The sequence below is a fragment of the Planococcus sp. TJ-201 genome, assembly GCF_058268495.1.
The window spans coordinates 325,767-340,795 of record NZ_JBZDOG010000003.1 but is presented as its reverse complement, the minus strand read 5'-3'; the positions used below and the strand labels follow the sequence as shown (position 1 = coordinate 340,795).

The window sequence follows — 15,029 nt, the reverse complement described above, 5'->3', positions numbered from 1 at the left end:
GTTGATTCCCACTTCCTATCGCTTGATCGCTCAAGCCATTTCTTCATTATAATAAGTTTACTGGCAGTCTGCTTTAATGGCCCGTTTCTTCGGTCATCCGGCCTTTTTCAATCCGCATCACCCGGTCTGCCAGCTTTTCAGCATCCGCAATCCGATGAGTCACGAAGATAATTGGGATTTGCCATTGCTGGTGAATCCGCAGCAGTTCATCCTGGCAGCGGTCACGATTGGCGTCATCCAAAGCAGAAAAAGGTTCATCAAGCAACAGAATATCCGGCTGTACGGCCATTGCACGCGTCAACGCGACACGCTGCTTTTCACCCCCAGAAATCTGGTGCGGGTATTTGCCAAGCAGACCGGTGATGCCTAGAATTTTTGTCAGTTTGGTAATATGCGATACATCTGCCCCCCGCGACAGTGCGTACAGAATGTTTTGTTCGACGCTCAAATGCGGAAACAAGGCATAATCTTGAAACAAATAACCAACTTTTCTTTTCTGGATCTTTAATGGTTTTTGTTCTCCACTGAAAAAATTTCTGCCATTCAAAGAAATCGTACCAGCATCCGGGTGGACAATACCAGCCAGGCAATTCAATAGCGTGGTTTTCCCCGAACCGGAAGAACCAACCAACGCCAAGATTTCCCGGTCCAGCTCGAATTGCATTTTTAAACTGAAATGGTCCAATTGTTTTTGAAAATCAACTAAAAGCATGGGCTCATTCCCTCCCGATTCGTATGGCCGTTTTTTTGCGCCAATAATTGACCCAAGTGATCGCAGCGACTCCAAGAGAGGAAATAATCACTACCCAAAACAAGGCTTTTTCCATATCTCCTGCTTCATAGGCAAAGTAAATCGCTAATGGCACCGTTTCTGTCACCCCTGGAATATAGCCGGCAATCATCAAGGTTGCCCCAAACTCGCCGATGCCGCGTGCAAAAGCAAGAATCAGACCTGCCAGAATGCCCGACCAGGCCAGCGGAAACGTGATAGTCCGAAAGATGCGCCATTCAGAGACGCCCATTGTCCGTGCCACATTCTCCCAGCGAGGATCTACTTTTTCATAAGCTGCAAGGACACTTTGGTACATCAGCGGCAACGAAACAACAAATGAAGCTATGGCCGCACCGATCCAGGTAAAAACAACACGGAACCCAAACCATTGTTCCAGTAAGATGCCGAGCGGACCATTAGCGCCGAACAAAACAATCAAACCAAAGCCAATGACCGTCGGGGGCAAAACCAATGGCAGCAGTATTAGGGCTTCCACAAAGCTTTTGCCGAAAAAGTCGCGCCTGTTCATCAATCGTGCCAGAGCCAGGCTGACCAAAAACACAAAAAATGTGGAAATAACGGCAACTCTCAACGATAACCATAGCGGAGACAGATCATAGGGCATCATGGTATTCCTCCGTTTGGCGCCAAAAATCCGTACTCTTTAAGAACTGCCTGGCCTTTTGGACCAGTGACAAAATCCAAAAAGGCTTCTGCGGCGGGCTGTTTTTGGGAAGCCGCTACGACAGCACCTGGATAAACAACAGGATCGGTCTGTCCAGGCACTTCGAGCATCCCGGTTATTTCCTGGGAAATAACCGCATCGGAGGAATAGATGACGCCGAGTTCAGCGTTTCCGCTCTCGATATAAGTCACCACTTGCCTTGCATCTTTGGCATAGACAAGGCGGCCTTCAAGCGGCTGCCATAAATTTTGGTTGGCCAGCGCCTGCTTCGTATAATTTCCTAGTGGTACACTATCAGGTTCTCCAACTGCAATGGTTTCTTCTGCACTCATTAATGTTTCCACAAAATCGGCTGTTTCCGGAAACTTTTCGAGCGAAGCCAGGACCAGCCGATTTTCAGCGAAAGATACAATGCTGTCTGATTCGACAAGCTGCTGCGATTGGAGCAAATTCATATCGTTTTCACTGGCAGACAAAAACAGATCCGCTGGCGCCCCTTGCTCGATCTGGCTCCGCAGTTTGCTGGATGATCCATAATTAAAGTTCAGTTCAATATCGGGCTCTGCCTTTTGAAATTCCTCTTCCATCTTCCCCATTACTTCCGTCAAGCTGGAAGCTGTTGAAACCAACAGCTCCCCATCGCTTGCCGAAGTGTTGCTGCAACCGCTCATGAAGAGCGTCAAACTTATAAGACCGATCATTTTTTTCATTTGGAGGACTCCTCATTTATTTCAAGTAACGTTTATTTCCGATGACCAAAATTCTCTACGTCTTTCTAGTATAACGCCAGCGAGAGAGAAGCTGAATAATTTTCCGAATAATCTTGTAAGAAGCGGAGAGATTAGGTAAAATGAGGCAAGCAAAAAATTAAATACTGCACCATCCTTATCAAGAGAGGCAGAGGGAAATGGCCCGACGACGCCCGGCAACCGCCAGTTCACGAACTGGAATGGTGCCAAATTCAGCAGAACCTAGAAGTTCTGAAAGATGAGGAAGAGAAATTCACCAACAGACAGCCACTCTTCCACTTTTCAGCGGAGGAGTTTTATTAATTTTAGGGAGTGATTGCATGAAATTGAGCAAAGCCGAACGGATTAAACGAACACGGGTCCCTGTAGTGAATCCTGCGCTGGCTGAACGCCTGCCGCCTGGACAAGTCTTGACCGAGCGCTTTCCTGTTCTGCACGAAGGCGAAGTGCCAGAATACGACATGGCTACATGGACATTGAAAATCTTTGGGCAGGTCGACAAGGAAGTCACCTTGCATTACGCTGACTTGTTGAAATTGCCGCAAACGACTGTGACCCGCGACATCCACTGCGTGACACGCTGGTCCCGCTTCGACAATACGTTCACCGGCGTCCGCTTTATCGACTTGATGAAAGAATTGGGCGTTACGCCAAAAAGCGGCTACGTCATGCTTCACGGCGATTATGACTACACGACCAATGTTGCTCTGTCAGACCTTGACCGTGAGGACGTGCTGCTCGCCCATTCTCTTGACGGCGAGCCCTTGACGGCCAAGCACGGCTACCCGCTGCGTTTTGTAGTGCCCCAATTGTATTTTTGGAAAAGCGTCAAATGGGTCCGCGGTATCGAGTTTATCGATGAAAATCAGCCGGGCTTTTGGGAACAGAACGGCTTTCACATGAACGGCGATCCGTTCCAGGAAGAACGTTTTTCCGGTGAAGATTTGGAAATTCCGGATGACGAATGGGAGAAAAAAGATTTCGACTGATTCCAAAGATTATTCCCCATGAAAGTTGTTTACCCACAAAGAACCCGAGGAATCAGAAATGATCCCTCGGGTTCTTTGTGGAAACGAGCTATTTAGCCAATCCTTCTTTTTCCATCACACTTTCAATTTCTTTGATGGCGTCTTCTTCGTCTACTCCCACAATACTCACTTTAAACTCGGAACCGTAAGCAATCCCCAAGGACATCACCCCTAAAATAGACTTTAAATCCACCGTCCTTTCCTTATGAAGCAAATTTACTTGTGAATCGAATTTATTTGCCAGACTTACCAGAATGGCAGCTGGACGTGCATGAATTCCTGCCTCGTCTGTAAGTGTAAATTGTTTTTCCACCATAATGCTTCATCTCCTTTTTTCGTCGAATATCTATTGAATTCAAAAGGCGATCACTTTCATAAACTCTTCGTAGGTTCTGGCTTTGATCAGCCTTTCAACCAGTGCGCTGTTATGAATGATTCTGCCAAGTACATCGTACATAAACTGCAAATCTTCCCGGCTGTCTTCCATAACATTCAGCAGACAGACAAATTGAACTGGCTTATCTTTCCATATAACAGGTTTTTTCAGCGTACAAACCGTTAAAAAAGTCGTTTTGGAATGCGGTGTGATGGGATGTGGTATGGCCACTAAATTGCCAAAGGAAGTCGGTGCGGCTCTTTCGCGCTCGTATATCGCCTTCAGGCAGCCTTCGTCTACCAATCCACGTTCGAACAGTCTTTCGGTTAAGAATTCAAGAATTTCTTCTTTTGAGCGCAGCTCTTTTCCGAGAAACATTAAGTCTTTTTGAAAATATGAAGTAATGTTTTGCCGATCCTTTAAAATGAACTTTTCAATTTTTCGAATGTCCGCCTCTCCCAAAATCGCATTGACGACAATTACGGGGATGTCCAATTCTTCCTGTATCGGAATCGAACTGATAATAAAATCAATGCCATCCAACTTATACTGTCCGAGCTTGTAATATTCGGTTGTGCCGGCTACATCTAGGCTATCGCCAAACTGAGACTTTAGTTTATAGTAAATCAATTGGGCTGTTCCCAATCCTGAAGCACAGACAATCAAGCATTTTTTCGGGACAATTTCAGATTTTCTACGCTCAATAGCAGCCGCAATGTGGAGGGCTAAATAGCCGATTTCGTTTTCATCAATGACTGATCCAATTGCCTTGTTTATGGCCAATCCCGCGATAATACCGGCTTCGAATGCCACGGGATAATTTGACTTAATGTCCTGCAACATTGGATTTCGAATGTTCATACCATATTTGTAGCGGTTTACAGCGGGTTTTAAATGAAGGCTCAAGGCGAGAATCAATTCTTGATCATCCAGAATGCCTAAATTGAGCTTTAATTCGATGCTTTCCAAAGCCCTTCTCACCAGCTCTGAAATCTCTTTTTGGATTACTTGTTTGACCACTTTTTCACCTGCTGCCGGATGCGCAGCTATTTTGGTGCCAAGTAAATGCATAGCAATATAAGCTACTTCCTCCAACGGAAACTCAACAGCAAACTTCTCCTGCACCTTGCTTACAATCTTTTCAGCTACTTTATATTCTCTTTGCTTTATTATTTCATCAACGTCTGCTGGGAATAACGTAACGTTATAGCCTTCTTTTAGCCGTTTATAGGCGATGGCCAAATGAATCACTAAATTGTTGATAGCAATGTCAGATACAAACACCTCATTTTCTTGAATTTGCTCCATGACAAGTGCAAAGATGACATCCAGTTCCTCTTGAGACAAGGAAGCAAAATGAGGTTTGAATAATTCATTGATCGGTTCTTCACGGACAAATACATATTCCGCTATACAGAAACGGCGCTTCAGCTCATTTGCGTGAACCCGCAACCCGTAGTTTGGGCGCGCTTCCAAACGAATGTCATAATCCGACAGCATCTTTTTCACATGGATTAAATCATTTTGAAGAGTCGACTTGCTAATGTACATTTCATCTGCCAATTCTTCCAGTTTGATATACCCATCACTTAACAGAAATCGTTTCATCAAATAAGCAATCCGTTCTTCGGGCATCTTTGGAATAAGGGTTTCCATTTCCGTATCATTCAGGGCAAGCTTTTTTATATAACTGCGAAAAAGCGGCTCTTCTATGATGCGTAATTTGTAGCCTTGTCCCATAATCGAATAGATGGAAGCTCCTTGTCCCCCCAACAGCGAATTCAAACCTTTGACGTCTTCCCGTATGGTCCGTGCTGAAACCTGGTTGATTGCCGCCAAATACTTGCCTGTAACCGGCGTTTCCGCCGCCATCAATTCACGAAAAATCGTTTTCATTCTTGAGGTCAACATATCGCCACTTCTCCTTACAGCTGCTTACTTGAACAATAGAATCCAATACTTTATTTTCATTATAACTGAAATTTAAATAATTAATTAATTTGAAATTTTTAAAGAAATTGTTTTTCAAATTGCGGCAAGTACTCTTTATGTGCTTCCAGCATTTCATCCAGAATTTGTTTTGCTACAGTGTCGGATGGGACAAGCGGGTTGATCGCCATTGCCAGCAAAGCCGCATGGTAGCTCCCCGTCACTGCAGCTTCAGCAGCCAGCCGCTCAAATGATTTGATTTGTTGAACCAATCCGTTGACTGCAACAGGTAATTCACCTATTTGGATTGGCTCTGGTCCGTTATTGGTGATAATGCAGCTGATCTCCACAGCCGAATCAGCTGAGAGATTGGAAATCGCCCCGTTATTCCGTACATTAACCACTTGGATATCCCGTTTATTGTTGTAAATGGAGTCAATCAAGTTACAAGCGGCATCACTGTAAAACGCTCCTCCCCGCTCTTCCAATTGCTTTGGCTTGTCTGCCAAGTTCTCATTGCTGTATAGTGCGAACAGTTCTTTTTCCAACTGCTGCACTACTTCCGCACGCGTCCCGTTTTCCTGCAGAGCTTGCTGCTCCTGCGCAAGCATTTTCTGCGTCTGGTAGTAATAGCGATGATACGGACATGGCAACAGGTTTAACGCTTGAATAAAATCTTTATCCCAGCCGACATCAACAATGTTTTTCATTGTCATCGCTGTCCCGCTTGTCAGCTCTTCCAATACTTTTCCCATCATGGCTGTGCCATCTAAATAAACTTCCAGCCCATAAACCATATGGTTCAATCCGGCAAAGTCGATGTGGATCCGGCTTTGTTCAACTCCGAGCATTTCAGCCACAGCCATATGCATACCGATCGGCACATTGCACAAGCCGATTGTTTTCGTAATCCTGCTGTAGCGCAAAACAGCTTCTGTGACCATTCCAGCGGGATTTGAAAAATTGATAAACCAGGCTTCCGGACAAAGTTCTTCAATATCCCGGCAAATTTCCAAAATGACTGGAATCGTACGCAGTCCTTTGAACAATCCACCAGGGCCGTTTGTTTCCTGGCCGATGACACCGTATTTCAACGGGATCCGTTCATCTTTGGCACGCGCTGCCAAGTGCCCGACGCGAATTTGGGTCGTGACAAAATCTGCTCCTACCAACGCTTTTCGGCGGTCAAGCGTGGCATGGATGGCAATGGGCAATCCCGCCTTTTCAACCATGCGCCTTGCAAGAGCCGCTACGATTTCGAGTTTTTCTTGGCCTTGTTGAATATCTACAAGCCATAGTTCCCGAACAGGCAATTCAGGGTAACGTTTAATGAACCCCTCGATCAACTCAGGTGTATAGCTTGATCCCCCACCGATTGTTACGATTTTAAGGCCTTCCATATCACCACTCCTTCCGGTTCAGCTAAAACCATTCTGTTCAGAAACTTGCTTAATCCAGTATGCACTTTTTTTCGGTGTTCTTTTCTTCGTTTCGATATCAACCGAAAAGAAACCGTAACGATTTTTATAGGCGTTCATCCACGACCAATTATCCATAAACGACCACAAATGATAGCCTTTCACATTGCACCCTTCTTCTATTGCTCTATGCAGCCATTTCAGATGGCCGCGGATAAAATCGATGCGGTAATCGTCCTGGATCTCCCCATTTTCCATAAACCGGGACTCATCTTGAACACCCATTCCATTTTCCGCAATATACGATTGGATGTTGCCATAGTTGTCCCGCAGATTGACCATGATGTCGTAGATTCCTTTTTCGTAAATTTCCCAGCCTCGGTACGGATTCATTTTTCTGCCAGGCATTTCGTAATTGTCGAAAAACCAGTCGGGCATGAATGGCCCTTCCGGATTCGGCAAATGGGCTTTCGCCTTGACCCGTCTCGGCTGATAGTAGTTAACACCAAGAAGATCGACAGTCCCCGTTCTCAACAACGCCTTGTCTTCTTGTTCTGTATGCGGCAACTGGCCATGCTCTCTCAGCATTTCTACGAGTTCCACCGGATACTTTCCTAAAACCGCCGGATCTAAAAAGCTTCTATTAAAAAACAAATCGGCGGCCTGGGAAGCTTTCACGTCTGCCGGATGTTGGCTTCTTGGATAGGAGGGAGTTAGATTCAGGACAATGCCGATTTGGCCTCCTTCGACTTGGGCTGACCGAAAGACCTCGACCGCTTTAGCATGGGCAATCATCGTGTGATAAGCCACTTGGACAGCACGTTTGGCATCTACCACATTCGGATAGTGGAAATCATACAAGTATCCCCCTTCCACGGGAACAATCGGTTCATTGAACGTAAACCACTTTTTCACACGGTCTCCAAACAAGCGAAAGCATTGTTCTGCATATGTTGCGTATGCTTCGACGACTGCTCGGTTTTCCCAACCATTTTCCTGTTGCAGCTCAAGCGGCATATCGAAATGGTATAGAGTAATAAAGGGTTCAATCTTCTGCGCAATCAATTCGTTGATGACTTTGTTGTAGAAATCGACCGCTTCCGGATTTACTTTTCCGCGTCCACCTGGAATCAGACGGGACCAGGAAATCGACAACCGGAAAGTGTTGTGGCCAATCTCTCTCATCAACCCAATGTCTTCTTTATACCGGTGATAAAAATCAGAAGTGGACTCAGGACCAACCGCGTCAAAAAAGCGGCCTGGCTCGTTTTGATGCCACTTGTCCCATATGTTACGGCCTTTTCCCCCTTCATCGGCAGCGCCTTCTATTTGCGCCGCAGAAGTTGCGCTGCCCCACCAAAAACCTTCTGGAAACTTATACTTTTCAGCCATCCAACAACCTCCATCTGCTTACTTATTGCGGTAGATTTCAACAATTTCAACAGCCAAATCTCGTACTGTCATTGACGTCATTAAATGATCCTGTGAATGAATCAGCATGACCGTAATGGTGTTTTCTTCTCCGCTGGCTTCTTTTTGCAGCAATTGCGTCTGGTAGGCATGAGCTTTGCCCATTTCCTTGCCAGCCACTTCCAGCAGCCTGTCAGCTTCTTCGAAATCATTGGCTTTTGCAGCCTGTATGGCTTCCATCGCACTGGATTTCCCGTTACCGGCGTTTAAGATTATTTGAAAAGCGATTTCTGTGATTTTGTCCATTTACGGTCACCTCTAGGAGTTAGTTTTCTGGTAAACGATCAGGTTTTTCACGTTCCGTTTCGTAATAGTCTTTATCTAAAATTCGCAGGAATGGCCACCAGATAACCATTACGACAAGCAGATTCACCGCCTGTAAGACCCCGCCCTGCCATGCGTTTCCTGTTGCTAGAAATCCATTGATGATAGGAGGCGTTGTCCATGGCACGATAATACCGGCTGGTCTTGGGACAAGGCCCGTCGCCATCGAATAATACGTGATGACGGTTACGGCAACCGGTGCCAGCATCCACGGAATAATGATTAAAGGGTTCATAATGATTGGCAAACCGAAGATGATGGGTTCATTGACATTGAATAGCCCTGCCGGAGCTCCAAGTTTGCCCAACTCCTTCAGCTGTCTGCTCTTTCCGATGGCAAAAATCAGGACAATAACAGCAAGCGTCATTCCCGTTCCGCCCATCCCCACTAAAAACGAATCGATGAATTGTTTTGTGACAATGTTCGGAAGTTCTTCTCCTGACTGGAATGCCACTAAATTTTGGTCATTCAGCGCAAACCAAATTGGATCGAATACCGAGTTGATGATGATTTGTCCATGCAAGCCGAAGAACCAAAAAACCTGTGTCAGAAGTACAATAACAATCGTTGCCGGCAGCCCGCTTCCTAAAATCGTTAACGGCTGCTGGATGATTGTGAAGATGAAATTTTGCATCGTTTCAAATGTGGTAAAGCTGAATAGCACGCGGATAAGCAAAAATACAGACAGCGTCAATGTGATGGGAATCAAAGCACTGAACGATTTCGATACCGCGGCAGGAACGCCCGCCGGCATTTTGATCGTCCATCCCCGCTGGATGAAAAAACGGTTAAGCTCTGCTGAAATAAACGCGGTGAAAATCCCGAGGAACATGCCCTGTGCCCCAAGGCTAGAAGTTGGGATGACTCCGGGAACACCTTCTAAAACTTGCGGCGTTAAAATGAGAAATGCCGCTAATGCAACTACACCACCATAAATCGCTTCTTCTCCGTAATGAGCAGTCAGCTTGTAGCCGATGCCGATGATAACGAACAGCCCCATGATGCTAAGCGTCGCTGCAGAAGCCGGTCCGAGTGCACTTTGGTAAGCCGTGAAAGCTTCCGGACTGATCATCCGGTCAAGAAACGGAAAGTTGGCGATGACGACAAAGATGGACCCAAAAATAATCAGCGGCAATGCGACCATGAAGCCATCACGCAAAGCAGTCAAATACCGGTTATTGTTGAGTGCATCCGCTAAAGGCAATAGGAAGCTTTCCAGAAACTGCATAAATTTATTGTTCTCCATTTTCTTTCCTCCGTTCCTTTTAGTGGTTTCCGATTAATTCCAACGCTTGATTCAACACGGCTTCGCCGTCCAGCCTGCCGTATGCCATCGAATCGATGACTTCCAAAGGAATCCCGACTTCTTCGGCTACTTTCGCAAATTTCTTTTTCAAGAATCTCATTTGCGGTCCGATCAGCAGCACATCCGCCTTTTCCATGTCTTTTGTCGCTTTGTCCTGTGAAACTGCCCAGATAGTAACCTCGAGTCCCTTGCTTTTTGCTGCTTCTTCCATTTTGGTGACCAATAAGCTGGTGGACATGCCGGCTGAACATGCCAATAAAATATTTTTCATTTTCCTGATCCCCTCTCCGTTTATTTTTCAGAAATTTTTGACTACAACTAAAGTTTAATTTGAAAACGCTTACAACTCTACCTATTAATTTTCCGCCTTATAGAGGAAAAGAGTAACTGCTCGCTTTGGGGCAATCTAGGTTAGAATAGAAGGAAGAAAAACATCATCACTTGTTTATTAGGAGGAATCGCAATGAAATTTGGCATTATAGGTACCAACTGGATCACTGACCGGTTCATTAAAGCGGCGCAGCAACATCCAGAATTCACAATCGGCGCTGTGTATTCGCGCACGCTGGAAACCGGCAACGCCTTTGCGGCAAAGCATAAGGTGGAGAACGTCTATACCGATATGACAGCGATGTTCAACAGCGGAGACATTGAAGCTGTTTATATCGCATCCCCCAACTCCTTCCATGCCGAACAAAGCATCTTGGCCATGGAACATGGCATTCATGTACTGTGCGAAAAACCTGCAGTAACGTCAGTCGAGGAAATGGACCGCGTGATCGAAGCGTCGCATACGCATAACATCACCTTTATGGAAGCCATGAAATCAACGGTCACTCCGTCATTCCTGAATTTGAAAAAGAACTTAGATAAAATTGGTCCGGTTCGCCGATTCGTCTTTCATTACAATCAATATTCTTCGCGCTATGATAATTACAAAAACGGCATCATTGAAAATGCCTTTAAGCCAGAGCTTGGCAACGGCGCTAAAATGGACCTTGGCGTTTACGGCATCGCACCTGTTATCCATTTAGCGGGCGCACCCGAGTCGGCTATGAAAAACCAGTACTTATTGTCAACAGGTGCCGATGGCCAAGGCAGCATGATCTTGAACTATCCGGATATGGAAGCCATCATTATGTATTCAAAGATTTCGGATTCGTTTATGCCGAGTGAAATCCAAGGCGAGAACGGCATCATTGAAATCGACCGGATCAGCGACCCCAAAAACATCACCATCAAATACAGAGACGGCAGCACAGCAGACCTTTCTGTAGCGCACGAATTTGATACGATGTACTACGAACTGGCAGAGTTTATCGACTGCGTAAAAAATGGACAACTTGAATCCTCGATTAATACCCATGCCATTTCACGGGAAGTAACAAAGCTGCTTAGTTAAAGCAGAGTTCTGACGCGCTGCAGATAGTAAAAAACCTAGATACCAGCAAAGGAAGTGCCTTATGATAAAAGGAATCATATTTGATTTTGACGGATTGATTTTTGATACAGAAACGCACCAATACCATATCCTTCAGGAAATGTTTGGTGAACATGGCAGTGAATTGCCGCTTGCACTGTGGCAAAATGAAATTGGTACAGACAGCGGATTTTCTCCGTTTCACTATATGGAGGAGCAGATTGGAAAGCCAGTCGAACATGTGCTGCTCGCGGAAAAGTACGAAGAGAAATTCCTATCGACGCTATCTCAAGAAAAACCACGGGACGGTGTAGAAGATTACCTGCAGATGGCAAAAGAAATGGATCTGAAGATTGGTTTGGCATCCAGTTCCAGCTATCGTTGGGTTTCCGGCCATTTGAAAAATCTTGATCTTTACGATTACTTCCACTGCATCCGGACTTCGGACCATGTGGAAAAAGTGAAGCCTGACCCTGCTTTGTATATCCAGGCGGCGCAGTGCTTAGAGCTGCATCCTTCAGAATGCCTTGTTTTTGAGGACTCCGCGCATGGCGCAATGGCCGCGAAGCGTGCGGGCATGGGCTGCGTCATCGTGCCAAACAAAGTAACCCATACCATGGATTTTTGTGAAGTCGAACACCGATTGAATTCGATGGCGGATATGGATTTACAGAAAGTTATCGAATATGTACAAAACAATAGAATACTGAAGTAGATTCTCTTCCACAGAAGAATATGAACCGACAACGTAAACAGACTACCCACAAATGGATAGTCTGTTTACGTATATAATACGCTATTGTGTTTAATTTCTATTTGTTCTTCCGAAGCAACAACTAGCTTTAATATAAGGGGCACTGCTATTTTTTTTTTTTAGTAGCTGTCTGCTGCAGAAACTTCTCCTTTAAGAATAGCAATACTGTTGCTTGTTCCAATTCTTGAAACACCTAGGTCAAAATATTTTTTTGCATCTTCAGAAGACCGGATACCACCAGAAGCTTTTATTTTCACTCTTTCTCCAATTGTTTCCTTCATAATTTTAACGGCTTCCTCTGTCGCACCTCCACTGCCAAATCCTGTAGACGTTTTGACATAATCGATGCCGCACTCTTTAGCAATCTCTGAAACTTTCATCAACTCAAAATCTGATAAGTAACAGACTTCAAAAATGACTTTTATTGTAGTATCAGGATGAGTACTTTTAAGTTCCAGTATCCTTTTCATTTCTTCTCTTACTTTTTCGAACTCTCCATTTTTTATATCGCTAATATTTACTACATAATCCACTTCTTCCGCACCTTCTTCAAGCGAAAGTTGCGCTTCATACACTTTAACTGCTGTTTTATTAGCTCCTAGCGGAAATCCGATAACTGTACAAACTTTTACAGGTGTATCTTTGAGAAGTGCTGCACAATAAGATACGTAATGCGGGTTTACACAAACTGCTGCAAATTTATTTTCTTTCGCTTCTTGGCATAAGGTTCTTATTTGTTCATTTGTCGTTTCTGCTTTTAGTAATGTATGATCTATAAATGTTGATAAATGCATCTAGAAGCCTCCTTATTTAACTGGCGCAAATGTATTTGTGTCATCTACATAGTCTGCTGCATTCGTATCATCAATTAAACCAGTTTCTGCATTCATCACTTTTTCTACTTCTTCTCCATTTCCTACTTTTACAGCTGTTTGAATAGCTAATGAGCCTAACGAAATCGGATCGTTGATAACAGTAGCCTGGTATGAACCCTCTTCAATCTTTTTAACAGCTTCCATCAGTCCATCAATTCCAACTACTTGAACATCCTCAAGTTTTCCTGACTGTTCCAAAACTTGCATAGCTCCTAGAGCCATATCATCATTATGCGCGTAAACCAGCTTTACATCAGGATGTGCCTGCAAAAGATCCTGCATAGAAGAAACAGCTTTTGCACGGATATAATCACTATATGGCCCTTCAATAATTTCAATTCCTGGAACTTTTTCAACGATTTCGTGGAATCCATCATGACGAGCCTGCATTACAGTACCGCCTGCATCACCTTGAAGTTCAATAATCTTTCCTTCAGCAGCTTCGCCGCCAAGTAATTCAACAGCTTTTTCTCCTGCTAGCCTTCCCATTTCTTCGTTATCACGTCCAATATACGACGTGACTTCTTCTTTGGTTGCACGGTCAACGGTTATTACTGGAATTCCTGCTGATTCTGCAGCTCGTAAAGCTGGTGCTATAGCCGAAGGGTTTACAGGATTAATCAGTAAAACATCGACTCCTTGTGTAATAAGAGATTGAATATCAGCATTTTGTTTTTCAATATCATTTTGTGCATCTACAACCTTCAGTTCCACTCCAGCCGCCTCAGCTTCTGCTTCTGCACCGTCCACTAAAGACGTATAAAATGGAGATTCCAATGTAACTTGTGAAAAGCCGATGACCAAATCTTCTGCCTCTCCGCTTCCACTTGCATTTGAACCTTCCGCTGCTTCTTCTGATCCACATCCTGCCAAAACCAAAGCCAGTAGCACAGCTAAAACAATTACCATCCAGTTTTTCTTCATCATCATTTCCCCCTTATTTTTTATTGGTAATATATTGGTTCATAATTAAAGCCAAGACAATTATTAACCCCATAAATACAGATTGGTAATACGAAGATAATCCCAATAGATTGAAAATGTTAACAATCATGCTTAATATGAGCACACCGATGAATGTTCCACCGATACTTCCTTTTCCACCAAATAAACTGGTTCCTCCTAATACCACTGCAGCAATTACATCTAATTCAAGACCGGTTCCAGCTGTTGGCTGCCCTACCGTAAGCCAAGCGCTCATCAATATTCCTGCTACAGCTGCCAAGGTGCCTGATATGATGAAACACCAAGTTACATATTTTTCAACGGGAATTCCCGAAAGTCTTGCAGATTCAGCATTGCCCCCAACTGCATAGATTTTTCGCCCAAAGGTTGTATATTTTAATACAATAACTGCAATAATGGTTAAAACAATCCATATAATGGCTGTTAGTGGGATTCTGCCAAACACATTTCCTCCCAGAGCAGTGAAGCTGGCCGGAAGATCATAAATCGGGGTTCCATCTGTTGTCAGAAATGCAAGTCCCCTTGCACTCACCATCATGGCAAGTGTTGCAATAAAGGCAGGTACTTTAAATTTGGTTGAAATGAATCCGTTTACAAAACCTAGGAAGGCTCCTGCTGCAAGCGTAATTATAATTGCCCACACTGGATTCATTCCAGTACTGATTAGAAGTGATGCAAGCATGCCCGTCAAGGCCAATACAGCTCCTACAGAAAGATCAATTCCCGCTACTAAAATAACAAAGGTCATCCCAATACTGATAATCCCGACAAAAGAAGATTGTTGGAGAAGATTAAGTATGTTTTGGACTGAAAGAAATTGATCAGATAATAGGCTTCCAATTAAAATAAATCCCAGAAAGATAAAAAATAGATTGTATTTTTTTAAAATAACTTTTAAAGAAGGGAGTCGTCTTTCTTTTTCTCCGCCACTCTCTATATTAACAGTCATAATAAGCC

16 protein-coding genes and 1 riboswitch are annotated in these 15,029 nt (G+C 44.2%); of the genes, 3 read left to right on the top strand and 13 right to left on the bottom strand.

Annotated features, from left to right (window positions below):
• Positions 1-73: 73 nt before the first annotated feature.
• From AC4EG4_RS10020 to modA, 3 genes are read right to left on the bottom strand one after another with little or no spacing between them, the layout of a single operon-like run.
• A complete protein-coding gene (locus AC4EG4_RS10020; RefSeq protein WP_490987720.1) occupies positions 74-712 on the bottom strand; it encodes an ATP-binding cassette domain-containing protein in 639 nt (212 codons plus the stop codon).
• Positions 713-716: 4 nt separating this feature from the next.
• Positions 717-1,400, bottom strand: coding sequence for a molybdate ABC transporter permease subunit (modB, locus tag AC4EG4_RS10015; RefSeq protein WP_490987719.1), 684 nt, complete (start codon positions 1,398-1,400; stop codon positions 717-719).
• Positions 1,397-2,167, bottom strand: coding sequence for a molybdate ABC transporter substrate-binding protein (gene modA, locus AC4EG4_RS10010; protein WP_490987718.1), 771 nt, complete (start codon positions 2,165-2,167; stop codon positions 1,397-1,399). The genes modB and modA overlap by 4 nt, the downstream gene beginning before the upstream one ends.
• A 172-nt stretch (positions 2,168-2,339) precedes the next feature.
• Positions 2,340-2,451, top strand: a riboswitch (SAM riboswitch).
• Positions 2,452-2,532: 81 nt separating this feature from the next.
• Between modA and AC4EG4_RS10005 the strand changes: the two genes are divergently transcribed.
• On the top strand, positions 2,533-3,195 hold the full coding sequence (locus AC4EG4_RS10005) for a sulfite oxidase-like oxidoreductase (RefSeq protein WP_490987801.1): 663 nt from the start codon (positions 2,533-2,535) through the stop codon (positions 3,193-3,195).
• A gap of 88 nt (positions 3,196-3,283) precedes the next feature.
• On the opposite strand, the gene AC4EG4_RS10000 is transcribed toward AC4EG4_RS10005, so the two are convergent.
• The 7 genes from AC4EG4_RS10000 to AC4EG4_RS09970 all read right to left on the bottom strand — a co-directional run bounded on the left by AC4EG4_RS10000 (position 3,284) and on the right by AC4EG4_RS09970 (position 10,328).
• Positions 3,284-3,550, bottom strand: a complete 267-nt coding sequence (locus AC4EG4_RS10000; protein WP_490977059.1) for a phosphocarrier protein HPr — start codon at positions 3,548-3,550, stop codon at positions 3,284-3,286.
• Positions 3,551-3,589: 39 nt separating this feature from the next.
• Positions 3,590-5,521 (bottom strand): BglG family transcription antiterminator, encoded by a 1,932-nt coding sequence (locus tag AC4EG4_RS09995; protein ID WP_490987717.1) that lies wholly within the window; start codon positions 5,519-5,521, stop codon positions 3,590-3,592.
• Between the two features lie 98 nt (positions 5,522-5,619).
• Positions 5,620-6,939, bottom strand: a complete 1,320-nt coding sequence (locus AC4EG4_RS09990) for a 6-phospho-beta-glucosidase (RefSeq protein ID WP_490977057.1) — start codon at positions 6,937-6,939, stop codon at positions 5,620-5,622.
• Between the two features lie 18 nt (positions 6,940-6,957).
• The gene (locus AC4EG4_RS09985) at positions 6,958-8,349 is read right to left on the bottom strand and encodes a glycoside hydrolase family 1 protein (protein ID WP_490987716.1); all 1,392 of its coding nucleotides are present in this window, start codon (positions 8,347-8,349) and stop codon (positions 6,958-6,960) included.
• Between the two features lie 18 nt (positions 8,350-8,367).
• The gene (locus tag AC4EG4_RS09980) at positions 8,368-8,673 is read right to left on the bottom strand and encodes a PTS sugar transporter subunit IIA (RefSeq protein ID WP_490977055.1); all 306 of its coding nucleotides are present in this window, start codon (positions 8,671-8,673) and stop codon (positions 8,368-8,370) included.
• A gap of 19 nt (positions 8,674-8,692) precedes the next feature.
• Positions 8,693-9,997, bottom strand: a complete 1,305-nt coding sequence (gene celB, locus AC4EG4_RS09975) for a PTS cellobiose transporter subunit IIC (RefSeq protein ID WP_490977054.1) — start codon at positions 9,995-9,997, stop codon at positions 8,693-8,695.
• Positions 9,998-10,016: 19 nt separating this feature from the next.
• On the bottom strand, positions 10,017-10,328 hold the full coding sequence (locus tag AC4EG4_RS09970; RefSeq protein WP_490977053.1) for a PTS sugar transporter subunit IIB: 312 nt from the start codon (positions 10,326-10,328) through the stop codon (positions 10,017-10,019).
• A gap of 192 nt (positions 10,329-10,520) precedes the next feature.
• On the opposite strand from AC4EG4_RS09970, the gene AC4EG4_RS09965 reads away from it, so the two are divergent.
• A complete protein-coding gene (locus tag AC4EG4_RS09965; protein WP_490977052.1) occupies positions 10,521-11,459 on the top strand; it encodes a Gfo/Idh/MocA family protein in 939 nt (312 codons plus the stop codon).
• 61 nt (positions 11,460-11,520) lie between these two features.
• Positions 11,521-12,192, top strand: a complete 672-nt coding sequence (locus tag AC4EG4_RS09960; RefSeq protein ID WP_490977051.1) for an HAD family hydrolase — start codon at positions 11,521-11,523, stop codon at positions 12,190-12,192.
• Between the two features lie 158 nt (positions 12,193-12,350).
• Here AC4EG4_RS09960 and deoC read toward each other — a convergent pair whose 3' ends face one another.
• From deoC to AC4EG4_RS09945, 3 genes are read right to left on the bottom strand one after another with little or no spacing between them, the layout of a single operon-like run.
• A complete protein-coding gene (deoC, locus tag AC4EG4_RS09955) occupies positions 12,351-13,025 on the bottom strand; it encodes a deoxyribose-phosphate aldolase (RefSeq protein ID WP_490987715.1) in 675 nt (224 codons plus the stop codon).
• Between the two features lie 12 nt (positions 13,026-13,037).
• The gene (locus tag AC4EG4_RS09950) at positions 13,038-14,030 is read right to left on the bottom strand and encodes a substrate-binding domain-containing protein (RefSeq protein WP_490987714.1); all 993 of its coding nucleotides are present in this window, start codon (positions 14,028-14,030) and stop codon (positions 13,038-13,040) included.
• 13 nt (positions 14,031-14,043) lie between these two features.
• Positions 14,044-15,021, bottom strand: coding sequence for an ABC transporter permease (locus AC4EG4_RS09945; RefSeq protein ID WP_490977048.1), 978 nt, complete (start codon positions 15,019-15,021; stop codon positions 14,044-14,046).
• Between the last annotated feature and the right edge of the window lie 8 nt (positions 15,022-15,029).

Coding starts and splice junctions, on each gene's coding strand:
- AC4EG4_RS09990 (WP_490977057.1), bottom strand. CDS start 6,939: ATGGAAGGCCTTAAAATCGTAACAATCGGTGGGGGATCAAGCTATACA.
- AC4EG4_RS09980 (WP_490977055.1), bottom strand. CDS start 8,673: ATGGACAAAATCACAGAAATCGCTTTTCAAATAATCTTAAACGCCGGT.
- AC4EG4_RS10020 (WP_490987720.1), bottom strand. CDS start 712: ATGCTTTTAGTTGATTTTCAAAAACAATTGGACCATTTCAGTTTAAAA.
- AC4EG4_RS09985 (WP_490987716.1), bottom strand. CDS start 8,349: ATGGCTGAAAAGTATAAGTTTCCAGAAGGTTTTTGGTGGGGCAGCGCA.
- AC4EG4_RS09950 (WP_490987714.1), bottom strand. CDS start 14,030: ATGAAGAAAAACTGGATGGTAATTGTTTTAGCTGTGCTACTGGCTTTG.
- celB (WP_490977054.1), bottom strand. CDS start 9,997: ATGGAGAACAATAAATTTATGCAGTTTCTGGAAAGCTTCCTATTGCCT.
- AC4EG4_RS10000 (WP_490977059.1), bottom strand. CDS start 3,550: ATGGTGGAAAAACAATTTACACTTACAGACGAGGCAGGAATTCATGCA.
- deoC (WP_490987715.1), bottom strand. CDS start 13,025: ATGCATTTATCAACATTTATAGATCATACATTACTAAAAGCAGAAACG.
- modA (WP_490987718.1), bottom strand. CDS start 2,167: ATGAAAAAAATGATCGGTCTTATAAGTTTGACGCTCTTCATGAGCGGT.
- AC4EG4_RS09945 (WP_490977048.1), bottom strand. CDS start 15,021: ATGACTGTTAATATAGAGAGTGGCGGAGAAAAAGAAAGACGACTCCCT.
- AC4EG4_RS09960 (WP_490977051.1), top strand. CDS start 11,521: ATGATAAAAGGAATCATATTTGATTTTGACGGATTGATTTTTGATACA.
- AC4EG4_RS09995 (WP_490987717.1), bottom strand. CDS start 5,521: ATGTTGACCTCAAGAATGAAAACGATTTTTCGTGAATTGATGGCGGCG.
- AC4EG4_RS09970 (WP_490977053.1), bottom strand. CDS start 10,328: ATGAAAAATATTTTATTGGCATGTTCAGCCGGCATGTCCACCAGCTTA.
- modB (WP_490987719.1), bottom strand. CDS start 1,400: ATGATGCCCTATGATCTGTCTCCGCTATGGTTATCGTTGAGAGTTGCC.
- AC4EG4_RS09965 (WP_490977052.1), top strand. CDS start 10,521: ATGAAATTTGGCATTATAGGTACCAACTGGATCACTGACCGGTTCATT.